Annotated in this window: 21 protein-coding genes, 1 tRNA gene and 1 riboswitch; of the genes, 11 read left to right on the plus strand and 11 right to left on the minus strand. The window is 65.2% G+C overall.

Annotated features, from left to right (window positions below; genetic code table 11):
* The first annotated feature begins 41 nt into the window (after positions 1-41).
* On the plus strand, positions 42-851 hold the full coding sequence (locus tag RIA72_RS12830) for an IclR family transcriptional regulator (protein ID WP_350032447.1): 810 nt from the start codon (positions 42-44) through the stop codon (positions 849-851).
* A gap of 222 nt (positions 852-1,073) precedes the next feature.
* Here RIA72_RS12830 and RIA72_RS12835 read toward each other — a convergent pair.
* Both RIA72_RS12835 and RIA72_RS12840 read right to left on the minus strand, forming a co-directional pair.
* A tRNA-Gln gene (locus tag RIA72_RS12835) sits at positions 1,074-1,148 on the minus strand.
* A gap of 57 nt (positions 1,149-1,205) precedes the next feature.
* A complete protein-coding gene (locus tag RIA72_RS12840; RefSeq protein ID WP_350032448.1) occupies positions 1,206-2,291 on the minus strand; it encodes a branched-chain amino acid aminotransferase in 1,086 nt (361 codons plus the stop codon).
* 76 nt (positions 2,292-2,367) lie between these two features.
* Between RIA72_RS12840 and RIA72_RS12845 the strand changes: the two genes are divergently transcribed.
* On the plus strand, positions 2,368-2,880 hold the full coding sequence (locus RIA72_RS12845) for a MarR family winged helix-turn-helix transcriptional regulator (protein ID WP_350032449.1): 513 nt from the start codon (positions 2,368-2,370) through the stop codon (positions 2,878-2,880).
* Positions 2,881-2,895: 15 nt separating this feature from the next.
* On the opposite strand, the gene proC is transcribed toward RIA72_RS12845, so the two are convergent.
* Positions 2,896-3,726: a pyrroline-5-carboxylate reductase gene (gene proC / locus RIA72_RS12850; protein WP_350032450.1), complete on the minus strand. Its 831-nt coding sequence runs from the start codon at positions 3,724-3,726 to the stop codon at positions 2,896-2,898.
* Between the two features lie 14 nt (positions 3,727-3,740).
* A complete protein-coding gene (locus RIA72_RS12855) occupies positions 3,741-5,408 on the minus strand; it encodes an alkaline phosphatase family protein (RefSeq protein ID WP_350032451.1) in 1,668 nt (555 codons plus the stop codon).
* Positions 5,409-5,508: 100 nt separating this feature from the next.
* Between RIA72_RS12855 and RIA72_RS12860 the strand changes: the two genes are divergently transcribed.
* From RIA72_RS12860 to RIA72_RS12880, 5 genes are all read left to right on the plus strand, one after another.
* Positions 5,509-7,566, plus strand: a complete 2,058-nt coding sequence (locus RIA72_RS12860) for a protein-disulfide reductase DsbD family protein (protein ID WP_350032452.1) — start codon at positions 5,509-5,511, stop codon at positions 7,564-7,566.
* Positions 7,567-7,669: 103 nt separating this feature from the next.
* Positions 7,670-8,410 (plus strand): TlyA family RNA methyltransferase, encoded by a 741-nt coding sequence (locus tag RIA72_RS12865; protein WP_350032453.1) that lies wholly within the window; start codon positions 7,670-7,672, stop codon positions 8,408-8,410.
* A 61-nt stretch (positions 8,411-8,471) separates the two neighbouring features.
* Positions 8,472-9,023 carry a TspO/MBR family protein gene (locus RIA72_RS12870; protein WP_350032454.1) on the plus strand — a complete coding sequence of 184 codons (552 nt, stop codon included), beginning with the start codon at positions 8,472-8,474 and terminating at the stop codon, positions 9,021-9,023.
* A 49-nt stretch (positions 9,024-9,072) separates the two neighbouring features.
* Positions 9,073-9,414: an accessory factor UbiK family protein gene (locus tag RIA72_RS12875; protein WP_350032455.1), complete on the plus strand. Its 342-nt coding sequence runs from the start codon at positions 9,073-9,075 to the stop codon at positions 9,412-9,414.
* 140 nt (positions 9,415-9,554) lie between these two features.
* The gene (locus tag RIA72_RS12880) at positions 9,555-10,061 is read left to right on the plus strand and encodes a type III secretion system chaperone family protein (protein WP_350032456.1); all 507 of its coding nucleotides are present in this window, start codon (positions 9,555-9,557) and stop codon (positions 10,059-10,061) included.
* Positions 10,062-10,099: 38 nt separating this feature from the next.
* On the opposite strand, the gene RIA72_RS12885 is transcribed toward RIA72_RS12880, so the two are convergent.
* The 5 genes from RIA72_RS12885 to RIA72_RS12905 all read right to left on the minus strand — a co-directional run bounded on the left by RIA72_RS12885 (position 10,100) and on the right by RIA72_RS12905 (position 16,860).
* Positions 10,100-11,053, minus strand: a complete 954-nt coding sequence (locus tag RIA72_RS12885; protein WP_350032457.1) for a right-handed parallel beta-helix repeat-containing protein — start codon at positions 11,051-11,053, stop codon at positions 10,100-10,102.
* 93 nt (positions 11,054-11,146) lie between these two features.
* Positions 11,147-13,774 carry a methionine synthase gene (gene metH / locus RIA72_RS12890; protein WP_350032458.1) on the minus strand — a complete coding sequence of 876 codons (2,628 nt, stop codon included), beginning with the start codon at positions 13,772-13,774 and terminating at the stop codon, positions 11,147-11,149.
* Positions 13,775-13,892: 118 nt separating this feature from the next.
* Complete coding sequence (locus tag RIA72_RS12895; protein ID WP_350032459.1) at positions 13,893-14,942, minus strand: homocysteine S-methyltransferase family protein; 1,050 nt, start codon at positions 14,940-14,942, stop codon at positions 13,893-13,895.
* Complete coding sequence (gene metF / locus RIA72_RS12900; protein ID WP_350032460.1) at positions 14,939-15,877, minus strand: methylenetetrahydrofolate reductase; 939 nt, start codon at positions 15,875-15,877, stop codon at positions 14,939-14,941. The genes RIA72_RS12895 and metF overlap by 4 nt, the downstream gene beginning before the upstream one ends.
* The gene (locus tag RIA72_RS12905; protein ID WP_350032461.1) at positions 15,874-16,860 is read right to left on the minus strand and encodes an ArsR/SmtB family transcription factor; all 987 of its coding nucleotides are present in this window, start codon (positions 16,858-16,860) and stop codon (positions 15,874-15,876) included. The genes metF and RIA72_RS12905 overlap by 4 nt, the downstream gene beginning before the upstream one ends.
* Positions 16,861-17,088: 228 nt before the next feature.
* Here RIA72_RS12905 and RIA72_RS12910 point away from each other — a divergent pair, with 228 nt between their 5' ends.
* From RIA72_RS12910 to RIA72_RS12925, 4 genes are all read left to right on the plus strand, one after another.
* On the plus strand, positions 17,089-17,406 hold the full coding sequence (locus RIA72_RS12910) for a hypothetical protein (RefSeq protein ID WP_350032462.1): 318 nt from the start codon (positions 17,089-17,091) through the stop codon (positions 17,404-17,406).
* Positions 17,407-17,581: 175 nt separating this feature from the next.
* Positions 17,582-17,878 carry an entericidin EcnAB gene (locus RIA72_RS12915; RefSeq protein WP_350032463.1) on the plus strand — a complete coding sequence of 99 codons (297 nt, stop codon included), beginning with the start codon at positions 17,582-17,584 and terminating at the stop codon, positions 17,876-17,878.
* 75 nt (positions 17,879-17,953) lie between these two features.
* A complete protein-coding gene (locus RIA72_RS12920) occupies positions 17,954-18,151 on the plus strand; it encodes a hypothetical protein (RefSeq protein WP_350032464.1) in 198 nt (65 codons plus the stop codon).
* Positions 18,152-18,183: 32 nt separating this feature from the next.
* Positions 18,184-18,273, plus strand: a riboswitch (ZMP/ZTP riboswitch).
* 20 nt (positions 18,274-18,293) lie between these two features.
* Positions 18,294-18,971, plus strand: coding sequence for a DJ-1/PfpI family protein (locus tag RIA72_RS12925; RefSeq protein WP_350032465.1), 678 nt, complete (start codon positions 18,294-18,296; stop codon positions 18,969-18,971).
* Here RIA72_RS12925 and RIA72_RS12930 read toward each other — a convergent pair.
* Complete coding sequence (locus tag RIA72_RS12930) at positions 18,968-19,732, minus strand: glutaminyl-peptide cyclotransferase (protein WP_350032466.1); 765 nt, start codon at positions 19,730-19,732, stop codon at positions 18,968-18,970. The genes RIA72_RS12925 and RIA72_RS12930 overlap by 4 nt on opposite strands.
* A 174-nt stretch (positions 19,733-19,906) precedes the next feature.
* Positions 19,907-21,550, minus strand: a complete 1,644-nt coding sequence (groL, locus tag RIA72_RS12935; protein ID WP_350032467.1) for a chaperonin GroEL — start codon at positions 21,548-21,550, stop codon at positions 19,907-19,909.

Consider the following 21,550-nt stretch of genomic DNA (forward strand, 5'->3'; position numbering starts at 1 on the left):
TAGCGGTGCCGGTGCCATCGTGACGCCGGCAAGGAGGCAAGATGACCGACGACAAGCGCGGCAGCAAAGGGACGACGGAGGATGCCGGCCCCAGGGGAGCGTCGCGGCCGGTCGGCCTCGCCCTTCGCCTCGTCGAGCGGGTGGCCGAATGGCAGCCGATCGGCGCGAGCGATCTCGCACGTCGCCTTGCACTGCCCAAGGCCACCGTTCACCGGCTGTTGCTTGCGCTGGAGACCTTTGGCTGGCTTGAACGCGACGGGGGGACCCGCCCGCTGTGGTCGGTCTCGATGCGACCGATCGCCGTCGGGGGTCGCGCCATTGAACGGAAAAGCGGCCTCAGGATAGCAGCGCTTTCGGTGATGGACGCGTTGCGGCACGAGACCGGCGAGTCGGTGCATCTGGGCCTGATCGATGGCGAGAACATCGTTCTCATCGAGCGCATCGACGGCGTGAACAGCGTGAACATATTTCTTCCCGTCGGGACGAGCTGGGATCTCAGTTGGTCGAGCGGTGGCAAGTCGGTGCTCGCGCACCTGCCCGAAGCCGAGCTGGAAACCTATCTGCAGACACCGCGCTACCGCCGGAAATCGGAGACCGACATCATACCCCCGGCCGAGCTGCGTCGTGAACTCGCCAGCATCCGCGACCGCGGTTTCGCGATATCGGTGGGGGTTCCGCCTGCCGCGAGCAGCAGCATAGGCGCGGCCATATTCGACAAGCGCGGCAGGCCCTTTGCAGGTCTTTCGATTACGGGCGCTTCGGATCGGCTGCGCGAGGAGGAGCTACTTGCGCTTGCGCCCCAGCTCGTTGCTGCAGCGCGCCGGATTTCCATCGGCATGAGCATGGATTGATGCCGAAGCCGTCGGGCGTTTTTGTCGATGATTTGGCGATTTCCTCGATGCCACCCGCCTTGATGATGCAACGAAGCGGCGCGTCCGCCGCGCACCACTTCCGTTTCGCGAATAGCGCGAACGTGCCATAGCGCGGCCACCCGCCGCCCCCTTCTCCGACCGGACATTCCGGCTCTGTACAGCGAAACCGGGCTTAATCTTGCGGGGCTCGGCGGCACCGGCTGGCTGGGGCGGCAGGATTCGAACCTGCGCATGGCGGTACCAAAAACCGCTGCCTTACCGCTTGGCTACGCCCCAATGGCCGGTGCGAGCGCGTCTATAGCGTCCGCGCCATCAATGACAAGGCAGAGCTTGTCAGATCCGCGTGACCCAGCCGTAACGATCTTCGGCGCGGCCGCGCTGGATGTCGACGAGTTTGCCCTTGAGCATCTCCGTGACCTGACCGGGACCGCCCGCGCCGATGGTAAAGCTCGTCCCGCCGCGCGTCACCTTGCCGACCGGCGTGACGACCGCGGCGGTGCCGCAGGCAAAACTCTCGGTCAGCCTGCCGCTTGTCGCATCGGCCTGCCACTGGTCGATCGCATAAGGTTCCTCGCGCACCGAAAGGCCTGCGTCGCGCGCCAGCGTGATGATCGCATCGCGCGTAATGCCTGGCAGGATCGTTCCCGTCAGCGGCGGGGTGACGATGCTGCCGTCATCGAACACGAAAAACATGTTCATGCCGCCCAGCTCCTCGATCCAGCGATGTTCGGCGGCGTCGAGAAAGACGACCTGGTCGTGCCCCTTGGCAATCGCCTCGCGCTGCGCAACGAGGCTGGCGGCATAATTGCCGCCGCATTTGGCCGCACCCGTCCCCCCGGGCGCCGCGCGGGTATAATCCTCCGACACCCAGAGCGAGATGGCGGGCGCGCCCGACTTGAAATAATTGCCCACCGGCGAGGTGATGACGAGAAACTGATATTCGGATGCCGGCTTGACGCCCAGAAACACCTCGCTCGCGAACATGAAGGGGCGCAGATAGAGGGCGCCGCCGTCGACGGGCGGGAACCAGTGCGCGTCGGCGGCCACGGCCTCCTTCACCGCCGCGATGAACAGGTCCTCGGGCAGTTCGGCCATCGCCATGCGCCGCGCACTGGCATTGAAGCGCGCCGCATTGGCCTCGACGCGGAACAGCGCCATCGACCCGTCGTCGAGCCGATAGGCTTTCAGCCCCTCGAAGATTTCCTGCGCATAATGCAGCACCGCCGTCGCCGGATCGAGCGTCAGCGGTCCGCGCGGCATCACGCGCGCGTCGTGCCAGCCTTCGCCTTCCGCATAGCGGATCGACACCATATGGTCGGTGAAAACGCGTCCGAAAAGCGGGTCCGCAATCGCCGCCGCCCGTACATCGTCCGCCACCGGGCTGGGGTGGGTGAGATGGGTGAAGGCGGGAGCGGACATGCGAAAACACCTTGATTGCTGGTTTCGGGAGCGCGCCTCTTGCCAAAGAGCGGCACGGCGCGCAACGGTAGCGACTATGCCGGATGAAAATTTTCTTTCACAAGTCCCCGCCGCCTCTGCCCTTTTCTTGCGCGAGGACGAGGTGCGCCGCGGTATCGAGTTTCTGTTTTTCGCGCACGCCTCGCTGTGGCGCGCGATCGACGCACGATTGGCTGAAAAGACGCTGGGGCGCGCCCATTATCGCGCGCTCTATTTCATCGCGCGCCAGCCGGGGTTGACGATTTCGGACCTGCTCGCGCTGCTGGGCATCACCAAACAGTCGCTCGGCCGCGTGGTCAAGGAACTGGAGGCGCGCGAATATCTGACGACACGGCCGGGAAACCGCGACCGGCGCGCCAAGGAACTGCGGCTGACCGATGCCGGCCGCACGATCGAACGCGAGATATTCGCCGCGCTGCGCGACACGATGAGCCGCGCCTATACCCACGCGGGGCAACAGGCCGTCACCGGCTTCTGGCAAGTCAGCGAAGCGCTCGTTCCGGCGCGCGACCGGCAGCGCATCGCGATGCTGGGGAAGGACGCGGGTTAGGAAACCGGCGCGCGCTCAATCCTCGCCGCGCGCCAGGTCCGCCAGCTCGCGCCCGCGATCGCGCGCCGCACGCAGCACATTGGTGAGCAGCGCCGCGAGCTGGCCGTCGCTGTCGAGTACGTCAAGCCCGGCCTGGGTCGTCCCACCCTTGCTCGCGACCTGCGCGATCAGGGCGCCGGGCTTGTCGCCGCTGTCGGCGAGCAGCGCGGTGGCACCGCCGAAGGTTGCGGTGGCGAGTTTCAGCGCATCCTCTGCCGACAGGCCGAGCCGCTCGCCCGCCGCGGCATAGGATTCGATCATCCGAAAGACAAAGGCGGGGCCGCTGCCGGTAAAGGCCGTAACCAGATCCATCGTCGAATCATCCGCCAGCGCGACGACCGTGCCGAGCGGATCGAGCAGATTCGTCACCGCTGCCATGTCGGCGTCGCCGCTGGTTGCGACCGCCGACACGCCCGCGCCGATGCGCGCCGCCAGATTGGGCAGAATGCGCACATGGGCTTTTGGAGCCGGGAAGCGCGCGGCAAGGTCCGCGAGCGAGACGCCGGCAAGGATCGAGAGAAGATGCACGCCGCCGGTCGCGACATCGGCAAGGTCGCTCGCCACCTCGCCAAGCTGCTGTGGCTTCATGCCCAGCATGATCCATTCGGCCGTCCCGCCCGCAGCGCGCCATTCGGCAAGCGAGGCGAATTGCGCGACACCCTCGCGCGGCGCTGCGTGCGGATCGACAATCGCCGCCGCCGCGGCGTCCAGTCCCTCTTTCAGCCAGCGGTCGAGCATGGCGCCCGCCATATTCCCGCATCCGACCAGCAGCATCCGGCCGGCAAAGCTCTTCAAATTCGTCGTCATCGTTCCTTGTTTCTTTACTGTCGGCAACTGCTTTGCGGACCCGAAATCAGGTCGAGGCAGCGGCCATCGATCGTGTCTGCCGCAACGTCCAGCCCGATCAGCGCAGCAAGCGTCGGCATGATGTCGACGGTCATCACCGCATTGGGCTGCTCGAAACCGGCCAACCCCTTGCGCCAGAAGAGGATCGGCACGCGGCGGTCATAATCCCACACCGACCCGTGCGTGGCGACATAGCCCACGCCCGGCTCGGCGATCGGCGTCACGCGGGCTTTCAGCGCGATGATGAAATCGCCCGACCGACCGGGGTGAAAGGACGCGCGCAGCCGGTCCATCACGCTCCACATGTCGGGCGCACGTTTCGAAAGCGGGTGCGCGGCAAGTTCTTCGCGCGTCGCCACCCTCTCGACCTGCGGGTGCGCGCGCAGCCGCGGCAGGATTTCGGCCATCGCCGCCCGACGCTGCGCGGCGGTCAGCGTGGTGTTAAGATAATAATCGCCGCCTTCGCCATAGAGCAGCGGCTGCGGCAGCCCCAGTTTCCGGGCGACCTCTGCCCCCAGCGCTTCGGGGTCGAGCGCCTTGTCGACCCGCTGTGCATCGGGCCACGCATTCTGGCGGTTGCGTTCGGGCAGATCGTGCCCGCCATGGTCGGCGGTCAGCGCCACGGCATAGTCGATGCCCGCCTGGTCGAGCCGCGCGAAAAAGTCGCCGAGTTCGCGGTCGAGCCCCGCCATCTGGATGCACATTTCGCTGCCTTCGGTACCGGTGCCATGGCCGACATAGTCGGTGGCCGACAGGCCGACGATGAGCAGATCGGTGCCGCTTCCTTCGCCCATCCGGCGCGCCTGGCGAAGCGCCGCGGCGGCTGCGAGCACCGCACCGTCAGCCTCCGGCGAGGCGAGGAAACGGCGAAAATCGCCTGCCTCGCGCGCCATACGGCCGGTTCCGACCGAACCGCCCTTGTCGAGCGGAATGGCGATGTCATGCCCGGCGCATTCGGCGGGAAGCGCGAGCGGGCCGCGTGCCTCGTTGATGGCGGCGGCGATGGCGGTGCCCGCCTGCGCCGCGGTCGGCGACAGCGCCGTGCCGCGATAGCTGGTGAGACCCGTCGGCGCGAGCCACAAAATCTCGTCGGCGCGGTGCCCACCCATCATGATCGCCGCGCGATCCTTGCCCGCCACCGACACGACCTGCGCCTGCGGGTTGCGGGCCTTCATCAGATCGCCGAGCGTGGGGACGAGCAGGTGCTTCACCGACGGCGCATATTTGCCGCTACCCGAACTTGTGTCCGGCACGGCTTCATCCTCGGCGCAATATACACGCTTGTCGGAGCGCGCCGCCGACAGGTCGAAATAATGATTGGCGACAATGCCCGTGTGCGCGGGATGATTTCCGGTCAGGATCGTCGAATGGCCCGGACAGGTTTCGGTCGCGCCGTGCGCCTGATAGCCTGCGGGAAAGACGACCCCCGACGCCAGCCGTGCCAGGCCGCCACGGAACCGGCCGCGATATTCGGCAAAGAGATCCGCCGAAAACTGGTCGACCGCAATCATCACGAGCAGCTTCGGCGCCGCCGTCCGGGCATCCGCATTGGCCGTGGGGGCCGTCGCTTCCTGGGCCAGCGTCGCTCCGCCGGTGAGACAGAGCGCCGCAGCAAGGGCAAGGATCGGTTTTTTGAGCTTCACGGGCGACTTCTCCTAGGGGCGGGTGTCAGCGCGGGCTGTCCTCTCGACGAAAGCCGCCTATATGGCAAGCCTTCGAACGGCGAACCGCCACAGGGAAAGCATGAAATTGGCGAGTGAGGCTTTTGTGACACGCATCGGACGGGCGCTGATCGCCATTCTTTCCGCTATGCTTCTGCTCACCGGCAACGCGCGGGCACAAACGCATATCGCGCCGCGGCTTGTCGCGGAATCGACCACCCCGAAACCCGGCGGAACAACGACGCTCGCGCTCACCATGACGCCTGAAAAAACGTGGCACGGCTATTGGGTCAATGGCGGCGACGCGGGGTTCGGGCTGACGGTCGACTGGAACCTTCCCGATGGCGTGACCGTCGCGCCCTTTCGCTATCCGGTTCCCGACGCGCTGATCCTCTTTGGCATGATGAACCATGTCTACGAGCATCCCTATGCGCTGCTCGCCGAGCTTAAGGTCGATTCCGCCGTCGCACCGGGAAGCGACTTGACCCTGTCGGGCGTCGCGAACTGGCTCGCCTGCACCGACAAGGTGTGCGTCCCCGAAAAAGCGGTCATCTCCGCTCGATTGAAGGCCGGCGACGGGGCAATTTCCGGCGAAACCCGTGCGCGCTTCGACGGCTGGCGTGCGCTGTTGCCGCAACCGCTCGACCGACAGGGCCGCTGGGAACGACGCGGCGACAAGGTGCGTTTCGCCGTCCCTCTGCCTGCCAGCGTGGCGATCGACACACCGCATCTCTTCGTCGAAACGCAGGAAGTCATCGACTATGCAGCGCCGCAAAGCGTCAGCCGAAACGGCGACCGCATCATTGTCGAGGCGCGCGCAAAGGGCGCCAGCGAAGGCCCGGTCGCGGCGCTGCTGAAGACCGGCGACGGGCGCGGGCTGTCGCTGACGCTGACGCCTGGCGCGGTCCCCGCCGCGGGCGAGCCGATCGCCGGTGCACGCAGGATCGACATGGGCCTGTTCTGGACTGCGCTCGGCGGGGCTATCCTGGGCGGGCTGATCCTCAACCTGATGCCCTGCGTCTTTCCTATCCTGAGCCTGAAGGCGCTGAGCCTCGCGCGGTCGGGCGGCGATGCGCGAACGGCGAGGGTCGAGGCGCTCGCCTATACCGCGGGCGCGATTCTCACCGCCCTGCTGCTCGGCGGCGCGCTGCTCGCCTTGCGCGCCGCGGGCGAGCAGGTCGGCTGGGCGTTCCAGTTGCAGCATCCGGTCAGCGTGCTGGCACTCTTGATCCTTGCGCTCGCGATCACTCTCAACCTGCTCGGCTTTTTTGAACTGCCCTCCTTCGGCGGCGGACAGGCACTCGCCGATCGGGGCGGCGCGGCCGGGGGCTTCTGGACCGGCGCGCTCGCCGCTTTCGTCGCGACGCCGTGCAGCGGGCCGTTGCTCGGCGCCGCGCTCGGCGCAACGCTGGTTCTGCCGGCATGGGCAGCGCTGCCAATCTTCGGCGGACTGGGGCTGGGCCTTGCCCTCCCCTTCCTCGCCATCGGCTTTGTACCCGCGCTCCGGGGCCGCCTGCCGAAACCGGGGCCGTGGATGGACAAGTTCCGCCGGTGGATGGCGCTGCCGATGGGGCTGACCACGTTGGCACTGGTCTGGCTGCTGTGGCGCCAGCTCGGTAGCGGCGAGCAGCTTATCTGGCCCGCCGTCGCGGTCGCCATGGCGTTGGTGGCGCTCACCCAATATGGTGCAATCCAGCGCGGCGACCGGCGATCGTGGCTGCTGATCGCATCGGGTCTGCTCTTCGTCACCAGCCTTGGTGCGACCGTCAGCGAGGTGGCGCAGGCCGAGCGCACGATGGCGGGGACCGGATCGACTTTCTCGCCCGACGCGCTCGCCAACGCGCGTGCGACCGGTAAGCCCGTCTTCGTCTATTTCACCGCCGACTGGTGCCTGTCGTGCAAGGCGAACGAAGCGGGCGCGATCGATCGCGAAGCCGTGCAAAGGGCGTTCGACAAGGCGGGCGTCGTCACGCTGGTGGGCGACTGGACCAACGGAGATCCGGTCATCACGCGCACGCTCGCCGAGCATGGCCGCAACAGCGTACCGCTTTATCTGTGGTATGCGCCGGGCACCGCGAAACCGGAAATCCTGCCGCAGATATTGACTCCTGGGATGCTGACGGATTTGGCCGAGCCATGATTTTTCACCGCGTCATTGCAAGCGAAGCGAAGCAATCCAGAGCGCTTTACGCGACTCTGGATTGCCGCGTCGCTTCGCTCCTCGCAATGACGGGATTGGGCTGATGGCCAAGATCCGCGCGGACCAATTGCTCGTCGATCGCGGGCTCGCCGAAAGCCGGACGCGCGCGCAGGCGCTGATCCTCGCCGGGCTCGCCTTCGTCGGCGACCGCAAGATCGACAAGGCGGGCCAACAGATCGCCGAGGATGCCGAAATCAGCGTCAAGGGTCGCGACCATCCGTGGGTGTCGCGGGGCGGGATCAAACTCGACCATGCGCTCGATCACCTCGGCTGGGATGTGACCGGCGCGGTCGCAATCGACGTCGGATCGTCGACCGGCGGGTTCACCGACGTGCTGCTGAGCCGCGGCGCCGCGCGGGTTTACGCCATCGATTCGGGCACCAACCAGCTCGCCTGGAAGCTGCGGCAGGACGATCGCGTCATCGTCCACGAACAGACGAGCGCGCGCGTCCTCACCGCCGACCATATCCCCGAGCCGGTCGACCTGATCGTCTGCGACGCGAGCTTTATCGCGCTGTCGAAAGTGCTGCCCGTACCGATGTCCTTCGCGAAGGATCGCGCGCACATGGTGGCGCTCATCAAACCGCAGTTCGAGGCGGAACGGCATGAGGTCGGGAAAAAGGGCGTCGTCCGCGAACCCACGGTCCACGCCCGTGTGTGTGCCGAGGTTCGCGAATGGCTGACTGGCCAGGGCTGGCACGTCGCCGATCTGATCGAAAGCCCGATCACCGGCCCCGAAGGCAATGTCGAATTCCTGATCGCCGGGCGCAAGCGAGACGCTTGACGCTGCGCCGCTCAGCCGCGACAAAAATGCAACGGATTCGCCGGTGGGGGATAGAGCCGACATGACCGAAATCGCAACGCCGGGCCAGCTTCGCATGTCCTATCTTCGCTGGGCGCTCGTCACCGTTCCGGCGATCGTGCTGATCGGCAGTTTGATGGGTATGCTTTCGAACAGTGGTTATGACAATCGCTGGTTTGCGGCGCTCGATCTGCCGCCGATCACGCCGCCGGGCTGGGTCTTCGCCACCGTCTGGCCGATCCTCTATATCTGCCTCGGCCTCTCGCTTGCGATGATCCTCCATGCGCGCGGCGCGAAGGGGCGCGGTTTCGCGCTCCTCCTTTTCTTCGTTCAGCTGATCGCCAATTTTGCCTGGTCGCCGCTTTTTTTCGGTCAGCATCAGGTGACGACCGCGCTCTATCTGATCATTTTCATCCTGATGATCACGGTCGCGACCGCCTTTGCCTTTGCGCCGATCCGCAAGGCCGCGGCGTGGCTGCTGGTCCCCTATATGGCGTGGCTCAGCTTTGCCGCGATCCTCAATTTCCAGATCGATCAGCGCAATCCCGACGCCGAAACCCTTGTCCCCGCCGCCGCCAGCACCCAAATAGGCTGAAGGCGCAAGGGACAACTGGGGGATAACCCCCGACGAAGGAATATCAGACATGCAGAGCGAAAACCGCTTTTTCGACGACCTCGCCAAGATGGTGAATGGCATTGCCGGAACCGTCGCCGGCGCAGGCCGCGAAGCCGAAGCCGCGATGCGCGAGCGCGCGAAGGAATTTGTCGGCCGCATGGATTTCGTCAGCCGCGAGGAGTTCGAGGCGGTCAAGCAGATGGCCGCCACCGCGCGCGCCGAGGCCGAGGCGCTGAAGGCGCGCCTCGACAAGCTTGAAGGCGCGGCGAAGCCTGCGGCGGCACCGAAGGCCGCTCCGAAATCGGCCGCCGCCCCCAAGGCTGCGGCGAAACCGACCGCCGCGAAATCGGCGCAAAAGTCCAAATCCTGATTTCGTCATCCCGGCGAAGGCCGGGATCTCGACCTTGCATCCTGACGCACTGGCGAGACCCCGGCCTTCGCCGGGGTGACGATCTATTGGTGAGCGGTCCAGACTCGCAACTGGCCGCAAGAACGGCTAGAGCGACGCCGATGAGTGACGATATTTTTGACGACGACGACGGCCAGGACGCGGCACCGATGGACATGCTCGCCTCCTATTTCGCGGCGCACGACTGGCCGCACGAGATGGTGGGCGAGGACGAGATCGTCGCGACCGCGCAGGGCAGCTGGACGACCTATGAACTGCGCGCGGTCTGGCGCCCCGACGACGGGGTGATCCAGCTGCTCGCCTTTCCCGACATCCGTGTGGTCGAAGACAAGCGCATCGTCGCGCACGAAGCACTGGCGATGATCAACGAACAGCTGTGGCTGGGGCATTTCGAACTCTGGTCGAACAGCGGCACGATCCTGTATCGCCACGGGATGCTGCTCGGTGCCGACGCTGCGCTGCCGCTCGATCTCACCGAAACGCTCATCGAAAGCGCGATCGACGAATGCGAACGCTTTTATCCGGTGTTCCAGTTCGTGCTGTGGGGCGGCAAGACCCCCGCCGAGGCGCTCGCGGCCTCGCTCATCGAAACGCGCGGCGAGGCTTAGGGTCCGGCCCCTAAAACACTCCCTGATTGGAAGGTGGCTTATCGCTTCTCGAACCGCGCCAGCCCTGCGCCCAGTTGGTTGGCGCCGATCGCCAGCGCCTCGCCGCTCCAGTCGGCGACGAACACCGAATTGCGTCCGATCCCCGCGGGCAGGCTTGCCCGATTGCCTTCGACAACCAGCCCGCGCGACGGGTTCTTGCGTTCTTCGGCCGCGACCGCGATGAACGCCGAATAATTTTCCTTGTCGCGCCCCTGCACGAACAGATTGTTCGTGATCCGGCCGGTCGATCCCGAGGACAGGTCGATCATGTAATTGGTCCCGGTGCCCTGCGTATCGTCGAAGCTGTTGTCATTCACATCGACCGTGATCGCGCGCGTCTTCAGATAATGGCCCCCACTGCCTTTTTCAAAGCGCGTGCGGGTGACGACGACCCGGCCATAGATGCCCGTATAGACGCTGTGCGCGCAGCTCAGACCGCGATCACAGCGACCCAGCCGCGAAAAGGTCGAACGGTCGATGGCAAGCGTTGCCTGGGGATCGTCGGCGGTCAAAATACCCTGCTCGCTGTTGCGGAACAGGCTGTTGGCGACCTCCAGATCGCTTCGTTCCAGCCGGATGCCCGCGCCATTGCCGTCGGGAACGCGCATGTTCTGGAACACGACGCCATCAATCCGTGCGCCCTCGCCGCGCAGTACCAGCGCCGCCTTGCCCTCGCACGTCACACCGTCGAAAATCGCACGGCCCGGTTCAGCGGCGACAAAGGCGATCACCCCGGCGGTCTGCACCGCGCAGTCGCGATGATAGCCCGGCGCGATGCGGATCGTGCCTTCGCCTTCGCCGATCGCGTCGACCGCATCTTGCAGCCGCGTGAAGCCCCGGCCGTCGATCTGATAAGGCGCGCCGCCGGTTTGCGCGGGCAGCGGGGCCGGCGCCGCAAGCAACGGGAAGGCGAAGAGCGGCAGGAGCGGCCGGCGAAGGAGCGATCGGATCATGCAGGCGCCATAACCCATTTTGGCGCACCGGTCGCTCGCGAAGCTGGTTAACCGCGCGCGCGTCCCTTTATCGGACAAGTGGACCCGATTCCATTAATCAAGATTGGGCCGCAGCCAGCGCGTCGCCGTTTCCAGATCGACGCCGCGCCGCCGCGCATAATCTTCGAGCTGGTCGCTGCCGATCCGCGCGACCCCGAAATACTGGCTTTCGGGGTGGCCGAAATAAAAGCCGCTGACCGCCGCGGTGGGCAGCATCGCAAAGCTTTCGGTGAGTACCAGCCCCGCATTGTCGCCCGCGCGAAGCAGGTCGAACAGGATCGGCTTCAGACTGTGATCGGGACAGGCGGGATAGCCGGGCGCGGGACGAATGCCGCGATATTCCTCCTTGATCAGCGCCTCGTTGGTCAGCTGTTCGCCGGGCGCATAGCCCCACAGCGTCGTGCGCACATGCTGGTGCAGCCGCTCGGCAAAGGCTTCGGCAAAACGGTCGGCGAGCGCCTTGAGCAAAATGTCCGAATAATCGTCCTTGTCGGCGCGGAAGCGTTCCGAATGCGGCTCGATCCCGTGGATGCCGACCGCGAAACCGCCGATCCAGTCGCCCGCCGGATCGATGAAATCGGCGAGGCACATATTGGCGCGGTCGCGGCTTTTCTTGATCTGCTGGCGCAGGAAGGGCAGCGTGACGTGACGCTCCTCTTCGGCAAGATGGATGACGACATCGTCGCCATGCCGGGCGCACGGCCAGAAGGCGCAGACACCGCGCGCGGCGAGCCATTTTTCGCCGATGATCCGGTCGAGCATCGCATCGGCGTCGGCCTTCAGCGTGCGCGCGGTATCGCCGACCACATCATCGTCGAGGATCGAAGGATAGGTTCCGTGCAATTCCCACGCGCGGAAGAAGGGCGTCCAATCGATATAGTCGCGCAATTCCTCCAGCGACCAGTCGTCGAAACGGTGGAGACCCGGCTCGAGCGGCGGCGCGGGCTTGTCGCTCAAATAGGCGTCGTAAAAATTGGCGCGCGCTTCTTCGAGCGTATGGAGCACGCTCTGCCCCTTGCCCGCGCGCACGTCGCGGACATGCGCATAATCGTCCTTATAGCTCTTTACATAGGCGTCGCGCCCGGTGTCGCTGACCAGCGCGGTCGCGACGCCGACCGCGCGGCTGGCGTCGAGGACGTGGAGCACGGGTCCTTGATAGGCGGGATCGATGCGAAGCGCCGTATGCACTTTGGAGGTGGTCGCACCGCCGATCAGCAGCGGCATCGACATGCCCGCGCGCTGCATTTCCTCGGCGACCGTCACCATCTCGTCGAGCGAGGGGGTGATCAGCCCCGAAAGCCCGATCATGTCAGCGTCATTCTCGTTCGCCGCCTTCAATATCTCAGTCCAGGGCACCATCACGCCGAGGTCGACGATTTCGAAGCCATTGCACTGGAGCACGACGCCGACGATATTCTTGCCGATGTCGTGGACGTCGCCCTTGACGGTCGCCATCACCACTCTGCCCTTGCCCTTCGCACCCGGCTCTTTCGACGCCTCGATGAAGGGGAGCAGATGCGCGACCGCCTTTTTCATCACGCGCGCGGACTTCACGACTTGCGGAAGGAACATCTTGCCGGACCCGAACAGATCGCCGACGACGTTCATCCCGTCCATCAGCGGCCCTTCGATCACTTCGATCGGGCGATCCATCGCGAGGCGCATTTCTTCGGTGTCGTCGACGATATGCGCGTCGATGCCCTTGACCAGCGCATGTTCAAGCCGCTTGCGCACCTCCCACCCGCGCCATTCCTCGGCGGCCTTTTCCTGCGCGGCGTTCGTGCCCTTATAGCGTTCAGCGAGCGCAATCAGCCGCTCCGTCGGGCTTTCGCTCTCGCCTTCGACCTTGCGATTGAGGATGACGTCCTCGCAAGCGGTGCGAAGCTCGGGATCGATCGTATCGTAAACGTCGAGCTGTCCGGCGTTGACGATCGCCATATCGAGCCCCGCCGGAATGGCGTGATAGAGAAAGACGCTGTGCATCGCGCGGCGCACCGTTTCATTGCCGCGAAAGCCGAAGGAAAGATTCGACAGGCCGCCCGAAAAATGCGCGTGCGGACAGCGGACGCGGATTTCCTTTACCGCCTCGATAAAATCGACGGCGTAATTGTCATGCTCTTCCAGGCCGGTCGCGACCGCAAAGATATTGGGGTCGAAGATGATGTCCTCGGGTGGGAAGCCGATGGTCATCAAAAGCTTGTAGGCGCGCTCGCAAATCTCGACCTTGCGCGCTTTCGTGTCCGCCTGCCCGACCTCGTCGAACGCCATGACGACGACCGCGGCGCCATAGGCCATGCATTTCTTCGCCTGCGCGAGAAATTGCGCCTCGCCTTCCTTCATGCTGATCGAATTGACGATCGGTTTGCCGGGAACGCATTTCAGCCCCGCCTCGATCACATCCCATTTCGAGCTGTCGATCATCACGGGCACGCGCGCGATGTCGGGTTCGGCGGCGATCAGTTTCAAAAAGGTCGTCATCGCCCGCTCGGCGTCGAGCAGGCCTTCATCCATGTTGACGTCGATCACCTGCGCCCCATTTTCGACCTGTTGGCGCGCAACCTCGACCGCCGCAGTGAAATCGTCGGCGAGGATCAGCTTCTTGAACGCCGCGGAGCCTGTGACGTTGGTGCGCTCACCGATATTGACGAAGGTGGAGGAGGCGGCGGTGGTGTTCTCGGTCATCGGGCTCTTCTTCTCCCCTCCCGCAAGCGGGAGGGGTCGGGGGAGGGCTTGTCAATTTACGGGCGGCGCTGGAGAGGAACAGGCCCTCCCCTAACCCCTCCCGCTTGCGGGAGAGGGACTAGGCCGCCATGGTGAAGGGCTCCAGGCCCGCCAGCCGGGTGCGTACGGGCACTTCGGGAAGCTGCCGCGGCGCAAGGCCCTCGATCGCCCTCGCCATCGCCGCAATATGCTCCGGCGTCGACCCGCAGCAGCCGCCAAGGATATTGACCTGACCCTGGCTGGCCCATTCGGCGACCAGCCCCGCGGTCGTGTCGGGCAGCTCGTCATATTCGCCAAGCTCGTTCGGCAGGCCGGCATTGGGATAAACCATCACCAGCGCATCGGCGAGATCGGAAAGCACTTTGACATGCGGCCGCAGCTGCGACGCGCCGAACGAGCAGTTGAGCCCGATGGTCAGCGGCTTGGCATGGCGCACCGCGTACCAGAAGGCCTCGACCGTATGCCCCGACAGATTGCGACCGGACAGGTCGGTGAGCGTCATCGAGATCATCAGCGGCAATTCGCGCCCGACCTTCGCCTCGGCCTCCAGCGTCGCCGCAATGCCCGCCTTGGCGTTCAGCGTGTCGAAGATCGTCTCGATCAGGATGAAATCGGCGCCGCCTTCGGCCAGCGCGACGACCTGTTCCAGATAGACGTCCTTCAGCTCGTCGAAATCAATCTCGCGATAGCCGGGGTTGTTGACGTCGGGCGACAGCGACAGCGTCTTGTTCGTCGGCCCGACCGCGCCCGCGACGAAGCGGCGGCGGCCGTCGATCGCTTCATATTTCTGCGCGGTCTCGCGGCCCAGCCGGGCGCTCTCATGGTTGATGTCGGCGACCAGATGTTCGGCGCCATAATCGGCCTGGCTGATCCGGTTCGCGCTGAACGTATTGGTCGATACAATGTCCGACCCCGCGGCCAGATAGGCTTCGCCGATCGCGGTGACGACATCCTGCCGCGTCAGCGCGAGAATATCGTTGTTGCCCTTTTGGTCGTGTGACAGGCCGAGCGATCCTGCATAATCGGCCTCGTCCAGCTTGCGGTTCTGGATCTGGGTTCCCCAGCCGCCATCGGTGAGCAGGATGCGTTCCTGCGCCGCGGTCACCAAAGCTTCGCGTGGGCTGGTCATGCGGCCTGATCCTTCCGTGTCGACACCGGCCGCATCCCCAGCAGATGACAAATGGCATAGCTGAGTTCGGCGCGGTTCAATGTATAGAAATGGAAATCGCGTACCCCGCCCGCGTAGAGGCGGCGGCACATTTCGGCGGCGATCGTCGCAGCGACCAGCTGACGCGCCGCGGGATGATCGTCCAGCCCGTCGAACAGCGACACCATCCAGGCCGGAATCGCCGTGCCGCACATGTCGGCCATACGCCGCGTTTGCGATACGTTCGACACGGGCAGGATGCCGGGGATGATCGGCGCGTCGATTCCCGCCGCCGCCGCGGTATCGCGAAAGCGCAGAAAGCTGTCGGGCGAAAAGAAAAATTGGGTAATCGCGCGGTTCGCTCCGGCATCCAGCTTGCGCTTCAGATTGTCGAGATCGGCCTGCGGGCAGTCGGCATCGGGATGCACTTCGGGATAGGCGGCGACCGAAATGTCGAACGGCGCAATCGCCTTCAGCCCCGCGACCAGTTCGATCGCATTGGCATAGCCTTGCGCGTGCGGCCGATACGGCTCGCCGCCCGGCACGTCGCCACGCAGCGCGACGATATGCCGCACCCCGGCATCCCAATAGGCGCGCGCGACCTCGTCGATCTCGGCGCGCGACGCCTCGACGCAGGTGAGGTGTGCCGCAGGAGGGACCCGGCTTTCGGCCGCGATACGCGCGACCGTCGCATGGGTGCGCTCGCGCGTCGATCCGCCGGCGCCATATGTCACCGACACGAAACGGGGGCCGAACGGCTCGAGCGTGCGGAACGTATCCCACAGCTGCGCCTCCATCTTTTCCGTCTTGGGCGGAAAAAATTCAAAGCTGACGCCGACGTCGCCCTCCAGATTGGCAAAAAGGGGCGATGCGGCCGCGCGGCGCGCCTCCGCGAGCGCATTGAGATTCGACGTCATGCAGCAAGCCTTTTATTCTGTCCGCCATCGCTGACGGGGGGCTGATCCTGATCGCTCCGCCGGCGGCCGAGCCAAAGCTTGACGGCCAGTTCCCCGCCCTCGAGCGTCTGCGCGGTTTCGAGCAGCAGCCCCGCGGAGGCGAACCAGCCGCGGATTTGGGCGTCCGAAAAACCGAGGCGGGCGTGGGCCGCCAGCGTGCGCAATTCCTCATCCTCGTGCGGCGCAAAATCGACGATCAGCAGATGCCCGCCACCGCGCAGCACGCGGCTGGCCTCGGCGACGACGCGGTCGGGCTCGTGCGCAAAATGCAGTGCCTGATGAATGACGACACTGTCGACACTCGCATCGCCAACGGGCAAATCCAGAAAATCGCCCTGGAGGATGTCGATGGGCACCGGCTGCCCCTCCAGCTTCGTGCGTGCGATGCGCAGCATTTCGGGGCTGCGGTCAAGTGCGGTGATACGGCGCGCGGTCGGCGCAAAAATCTCGGCCATCCGGCCCGTCCCTGTCCCGATGTCGAGCAGATGGCCGAGCCGGCGGTTGTGCATCATCGCGAGCATCGCGGCTTCGACCTCGCTTTCGGCGACGTGACGCGAACGAATGGCATCCCATTCGGCGGCATGGTCGGCGAAATAACGCGCGGCCGCGGCAGCGCGTTCGGCGCGCACCGCGGCCAGCCGCCGCGCATCGTGCGCGATCACACGCGTCTCGCGCGGCGAGAATGGCCATTTGTCGGCCTGGGCGATCACGTCGGCGACGGGTCCGCCGCCGACGATACGCAAAAACACCCAGCTCCCTTCGCGTCGCCGTTCGACGATACCGGCCTCAACCAATATGCGGACGTGACGCGAAACACGCGGCTGGCTTTGATCGAGGACCACCGCCAGTTCGCCGATCGCCAACTCCATTTCGCGCAGCAAAGCGACGACTCGCAACCGCGTCGGGTCGGCCAAGGCACGAAAAATGTCGATCAGCTCGCTCACAAGGCATCATATAAAGCTTTCTTTATATCCGGTCAACCAACGATCAAGGCGCGATTTCCGCGGCGCCCGGCCCGCCCGCTCGCCGATTGCGGCAAAAGGCGGGAAACAAGACGAAAAGGTCGTTGCACCCCTTTTGGCGAGGCGGTAATTCTGCGCGCGATTGGCATTTTTCGGGATCGAACCGTTCCTGTGCCGGTCGGTCAGTTCAATTGAGAGGGGTATTCCCACATGAAAAAATCGATCACTCTGTCGCTCGTCCTTGCTGCTTCGCTCGGTCTTGCTGCTTGCGCCGAAAAGGCTGCTGACGATGCAGCTACCAACGACGAAGCGGCTGCAAGCGTCGAAGGTGCGGCCGACGGTGCGATGGAAGCGGCCGAAGGCGCTGCTGACGCCGCTGCGGCAGCTGGTGACGCCGCCACGGCCGCTGGCGATGCGGCTGCTGCCGGTGACGCCGCGACCGCTACCGACAAGGCCGCCGAAGCCGCCAACGCTGCCAAGGAAGCCACCGACGCCGCCAAGGGCGCGATGGAAGAAGCCACCAAGTAAGCATCTGCCGGCTTGGAAACGAAAAGGGGGTTGCCGGTCCGTCGGCAGCCCCTTTTTCATTCAGGCCGCTTTGCGGTTACAGCGGCCGGACGGCAGCGCGGTTGCCAAGCCGCGGATCGGCCGTTAGGTCTCTCGTCATGGCCCCACGCTGGCCATTGCATTCGAAAGGAAACCCATGCGCAAGATCATTATCGCTTCGATGGCCGCCGCGGCCTTCAGCCTCGCCGCCTGCTCGGAAAAGACGCAGGACGCTGCCGCCGACACTGCCGCCTCGGCCGGTGAAGACGTCGAAGCCGCAGGCGACGCCATGGCCGAAGGCGCTGCCGATGCAGCCGCTGCAACGGCCGAAGCCGCCGACGACGCCGGCAATGCCGTCGAAGGCACGGTCAACGCCGCCGGTGACGCCGCCGCGGCCGCTGGCGACAAGATCGCCGAAGAAACCGCCAAGGCCGAAGCCAACGACAAGCAGTAAGTCGTCGGCTTGCCTTTGGCAGACAGGGGGCTCCATCCAGTGCGGATGGAGCCCCTTTTTCATGGGAGCGGAGCGATGGAAAAAACCGGCGTACTGATGATCGCGCTGGCCGGATTGGCCGCGGCAGCAGGGTGCAGCCGCACGGACAACGAACCCGGCCCCGGCGGCGTAACGGTGCGCGAGGCCAAGGCGCTCGACGATGCCGCCGCGATGCTCGAAAGCCGCGACAACCTGGCGAGCGGCGAAGCGGCGCCGGAGGATCAGGGCAAATAGGCGTTGCGCGCGATCATCTTTGAGCTAGGTTCGGCGAACCTCGCGACTGGCGCTGAAGATGGAGACCCATCGGGGAGCGGGGCGGGCCGGGTGCCCATCAGCCGCGCGCCTGGGTGATCCACGACAGACAAGGACCATCCGCATGGCCGATACCCCCGTGACAACCATCGTCTTCCTGCTTTTTCCCGGTATCACCCAGCTCGACTTCACCGCGCCCGCGCAGGCACTCAGCCGAATGCCGGGGGCGGTACTCGCGGGGGTCGCCGCCACCCCTGTCCCGATCGCCACCGACAGCGGCTTTGCGATCGTCCCGACGCATGACTTCGCCTCGGCCCCGCAAGCCGACATCCTGTGCGTGCCGGGCGGGCATGGCGTCGCCGACGCGCTGCGCGACGCAGCGACCATCGACTTCCTGACGCGACAGGCGGCAGGCGCCGCATGGATCACAAGCGTCTGCACCGGCGCGTTTCTGCTCGGCCGCGCCGGGCTGCTGACGGGCAAGCGCGCGACGACGCATTGGGGATATACCCATTTGCTGCCGCTGGTCGGCGCCACCCACCAGCCCGGCCGCGTCGTCGAGGACGGCCGTATTGTAACCGCGGGCGGCGTGACGTCGGGGCTCGACTTCGCCCTGACGCTGATCGCCCGATTGCAAGGCGAAGCGGTGGCGCAGGCCATCCAGCTCGCGATCGAATATGACCCCGCGCCGCCCTTTGCAGGCGGCCACCCCGACCGGGCACCCGCGGCGGTCACGGCGGGACTGAAAGCGCGCGCCTATGATGCGGCGGCGGCACGAATGGAGACGGCACTTCGCGTCTAACGGCAATCGGCGAGCGTAATTTCGTACAGCTTCGGCCAATATTTTCCGGTGACGAACAGCCGCTTCGTCTTGGCATCCCAGGCGATGCCGTTGAGCACGCTGTCGGTACCGCCCGCGCCAGCATCGGCCTTCAGGCCGGAAAGATCGACGAGCGAAAATATGGTGCCGGTCGCGGGGTCGATGCGGACAATCACGTCGGCCATCCACAGATTGGCCCAAATCTGGCCCTCGATTGTTTCGAGCTCGTTGATCATCGCGACGGGACGCCCGGCGAAGCGCACGGTGACGCGGCGTTGTTCGGCCATGGTCGCCGGATCGAAAAAGCGCAGCTCGGGCGTTCCGTCGCTGAGAACGAGGCTGTCTCCCACCATCGTCAAACCCCACCCCTCGCCCGCATAGCGAAAGGTGCCGAGGGGCTTCAGATCTTTGAGGCGCCAGCGATGGCCGATGCCGCTTTTCCACGTCACGCCGATAATCTGGTCGCCCCAGCGGGTAATGCCTTCGCCGAACTGGTCATGGGGAAGCGGCGTCTGGACGAGCGCCTTGCCGCTTTTAAGATCGAGCCGCGCGATCCGCGACCGGCCATATTGACCGGTGGCTTCGTAAAGGTGGCCGCCGTGCCAGAACAGACCCTGCGTGAAGGAGGATGTGTCGTGCGGATAGCTTTGAACGATGCGATAACCGCAGCGTTCGACGGGCGCCGGAGCAGGCGCGGTCGCGACCGGCGGATCGGCGAGCATGGCGAGAGCGAAGACAAGCATCATCGGCGCTTAGCTATGCCGCTGAGGCTGAACAGGCAATGTCCCGCCTTGCGCATTTCGTCGTGCCAGACTTGATCCGGATGACGATAAGTCAGAGCGAAATCATGGAAAAAGGGCCGGAGGATCGCTCCCCCGGCCCCGTTTCTCATTGGCTGAGCGCCGAACGGTTGGACTTTAGAAGTCCATGCCGCCCATGCCGCCCATGCCGCCGCCGCCCATGGGCATCGCCGGCTTGTCTTCGGGCAGCTCGCTCACCGCCGCTTCGGTGGTGATGAGCAGGCCCGACACCGACGCGGCATCCTGAAGCGCGGTGCGCACAACCTTGGTCGGGTCGATGACGCCGGCGGCCTTCAGATTTTCATAGGTGTCGGTCGCGGCGTTGAAGCCGTTGTCCTGATTGTTCTCGCGCAGCAGGTTGCCGGCGACAACCGCACCGTCGTGACCGGCGTTGGCCGCAATCTGGCGCAGCGGCGTCTCGATCGCCTTGCGAACGATATCGATACCGCGGGTCTGGTCGTCGTTGGCGCCCTTCAGGCCGTCGAGAGCCTTGGTTGCATAGAGGAGCGCGGTACCGCCGCCGGGGACGATGCCTTCCTCGACCGCAGCGCGGGTCGCGTGCAGCGCGTCGTCGACGCGGTCCTTGCGTTCCTTCACCTCAACCTCGGTCGCACCGCCGACCTTGATCACTGCCACGCCGCCGGCGAGCTTCGCGAGACGCTCCTGCAGCTTTTCGCGGTCATAGTCGCTGGTCGTGGTTTCGATCTGCGCGCGGATCTGTTCGACGCGGCCCTTGATCGCTTCGGCTTCACCCGCACCGTCGACGATGGTGGTGTTGTCCTTGTCGATCGTGACGCGCTTCGCCTGGCCGAGCATGTTCAGCGTGACCGATTCGAGCTTGATGCCCAGGTCTTCGCTGATCATTTCGCCCGCGGTCAGGATCGCGATGTCCTGCAGCATCGCCTTGCGGCGATCGCCGAAGCCCGGCGCCTTCACCGCCGCAACCTTGAGGCCGCCGCGCAGGCGGTTGACGACGAGGGTGGCAAGCGCTTCGCCTTCGATGTCCTCGGCGATGATCAGCAGCGGACGGCCCGACTGCACCACCGCCTCCAGGATCGGAAGCATCGACTGGAGGTTCGACAGCTTCTTTTCGAAGATGAGGATATAGGGGTCGGTCAGCTCGACGATCATCTTTTCGGGGTTGGTGATGAAATAGGGGCTGAGGTAGCCACGATCGAACTGCATGCCTTCGACGACGTCGAGCTCGAATTCGAGGCCCTTGGCTTCCTCGACGGTGATGACGCCTTCCTTGCCGACCTTTTCCATCGCTTCGGCGATCTTTTCACCGACTTCGGTGTCGCCGTTGGCCGAAATGATGCCGACCTGGGCGATTTCCGAATTGCCGGCAACCGGGGTCGAACGGCCCTTCAGATCTTCGACGACCTTGGCGACCGCCAGGTCGATGCCGCGCTTCAGGTCCATCGGGTTCATGCCCGCGGCAACCGACTTCATGCCTTCGCGCACGATCGCCTGGGCCAGCACGGTCGCGGTCGTGGTGCCGTCACCGGCCTTGTCGTTCGCCTTCGAGGCGACTTCGCGCAGCATCTGCGCGCCCATGTTTTCGAACTTGTCCTTGAGTTCGATTTCCTTGGCAACCGACACACCGTCCTTGGTGATGCGCGGCGCGCCAAAGCTCTTGTCGATCACGACGTTGCGGCCCTTGGGGCCCAGCGTGACCTTCACCGCGTCGGCGAGGATGTCGACGCCCTTGAGGATGCGCTCGCGCGCGTCGCGCGAAAATTTAACGTCCTTGGCAGCCAT

Source organism: Sphingopyxis sp., assembly GCF_040216815.1.
In the GTDB taxonomy this organism is placed as follows: Bacteria; Pseudomonadota; Alphaproteobacteria; order Sphingomonadales; family Sphingomonadaceae; genus Sphingopyxis.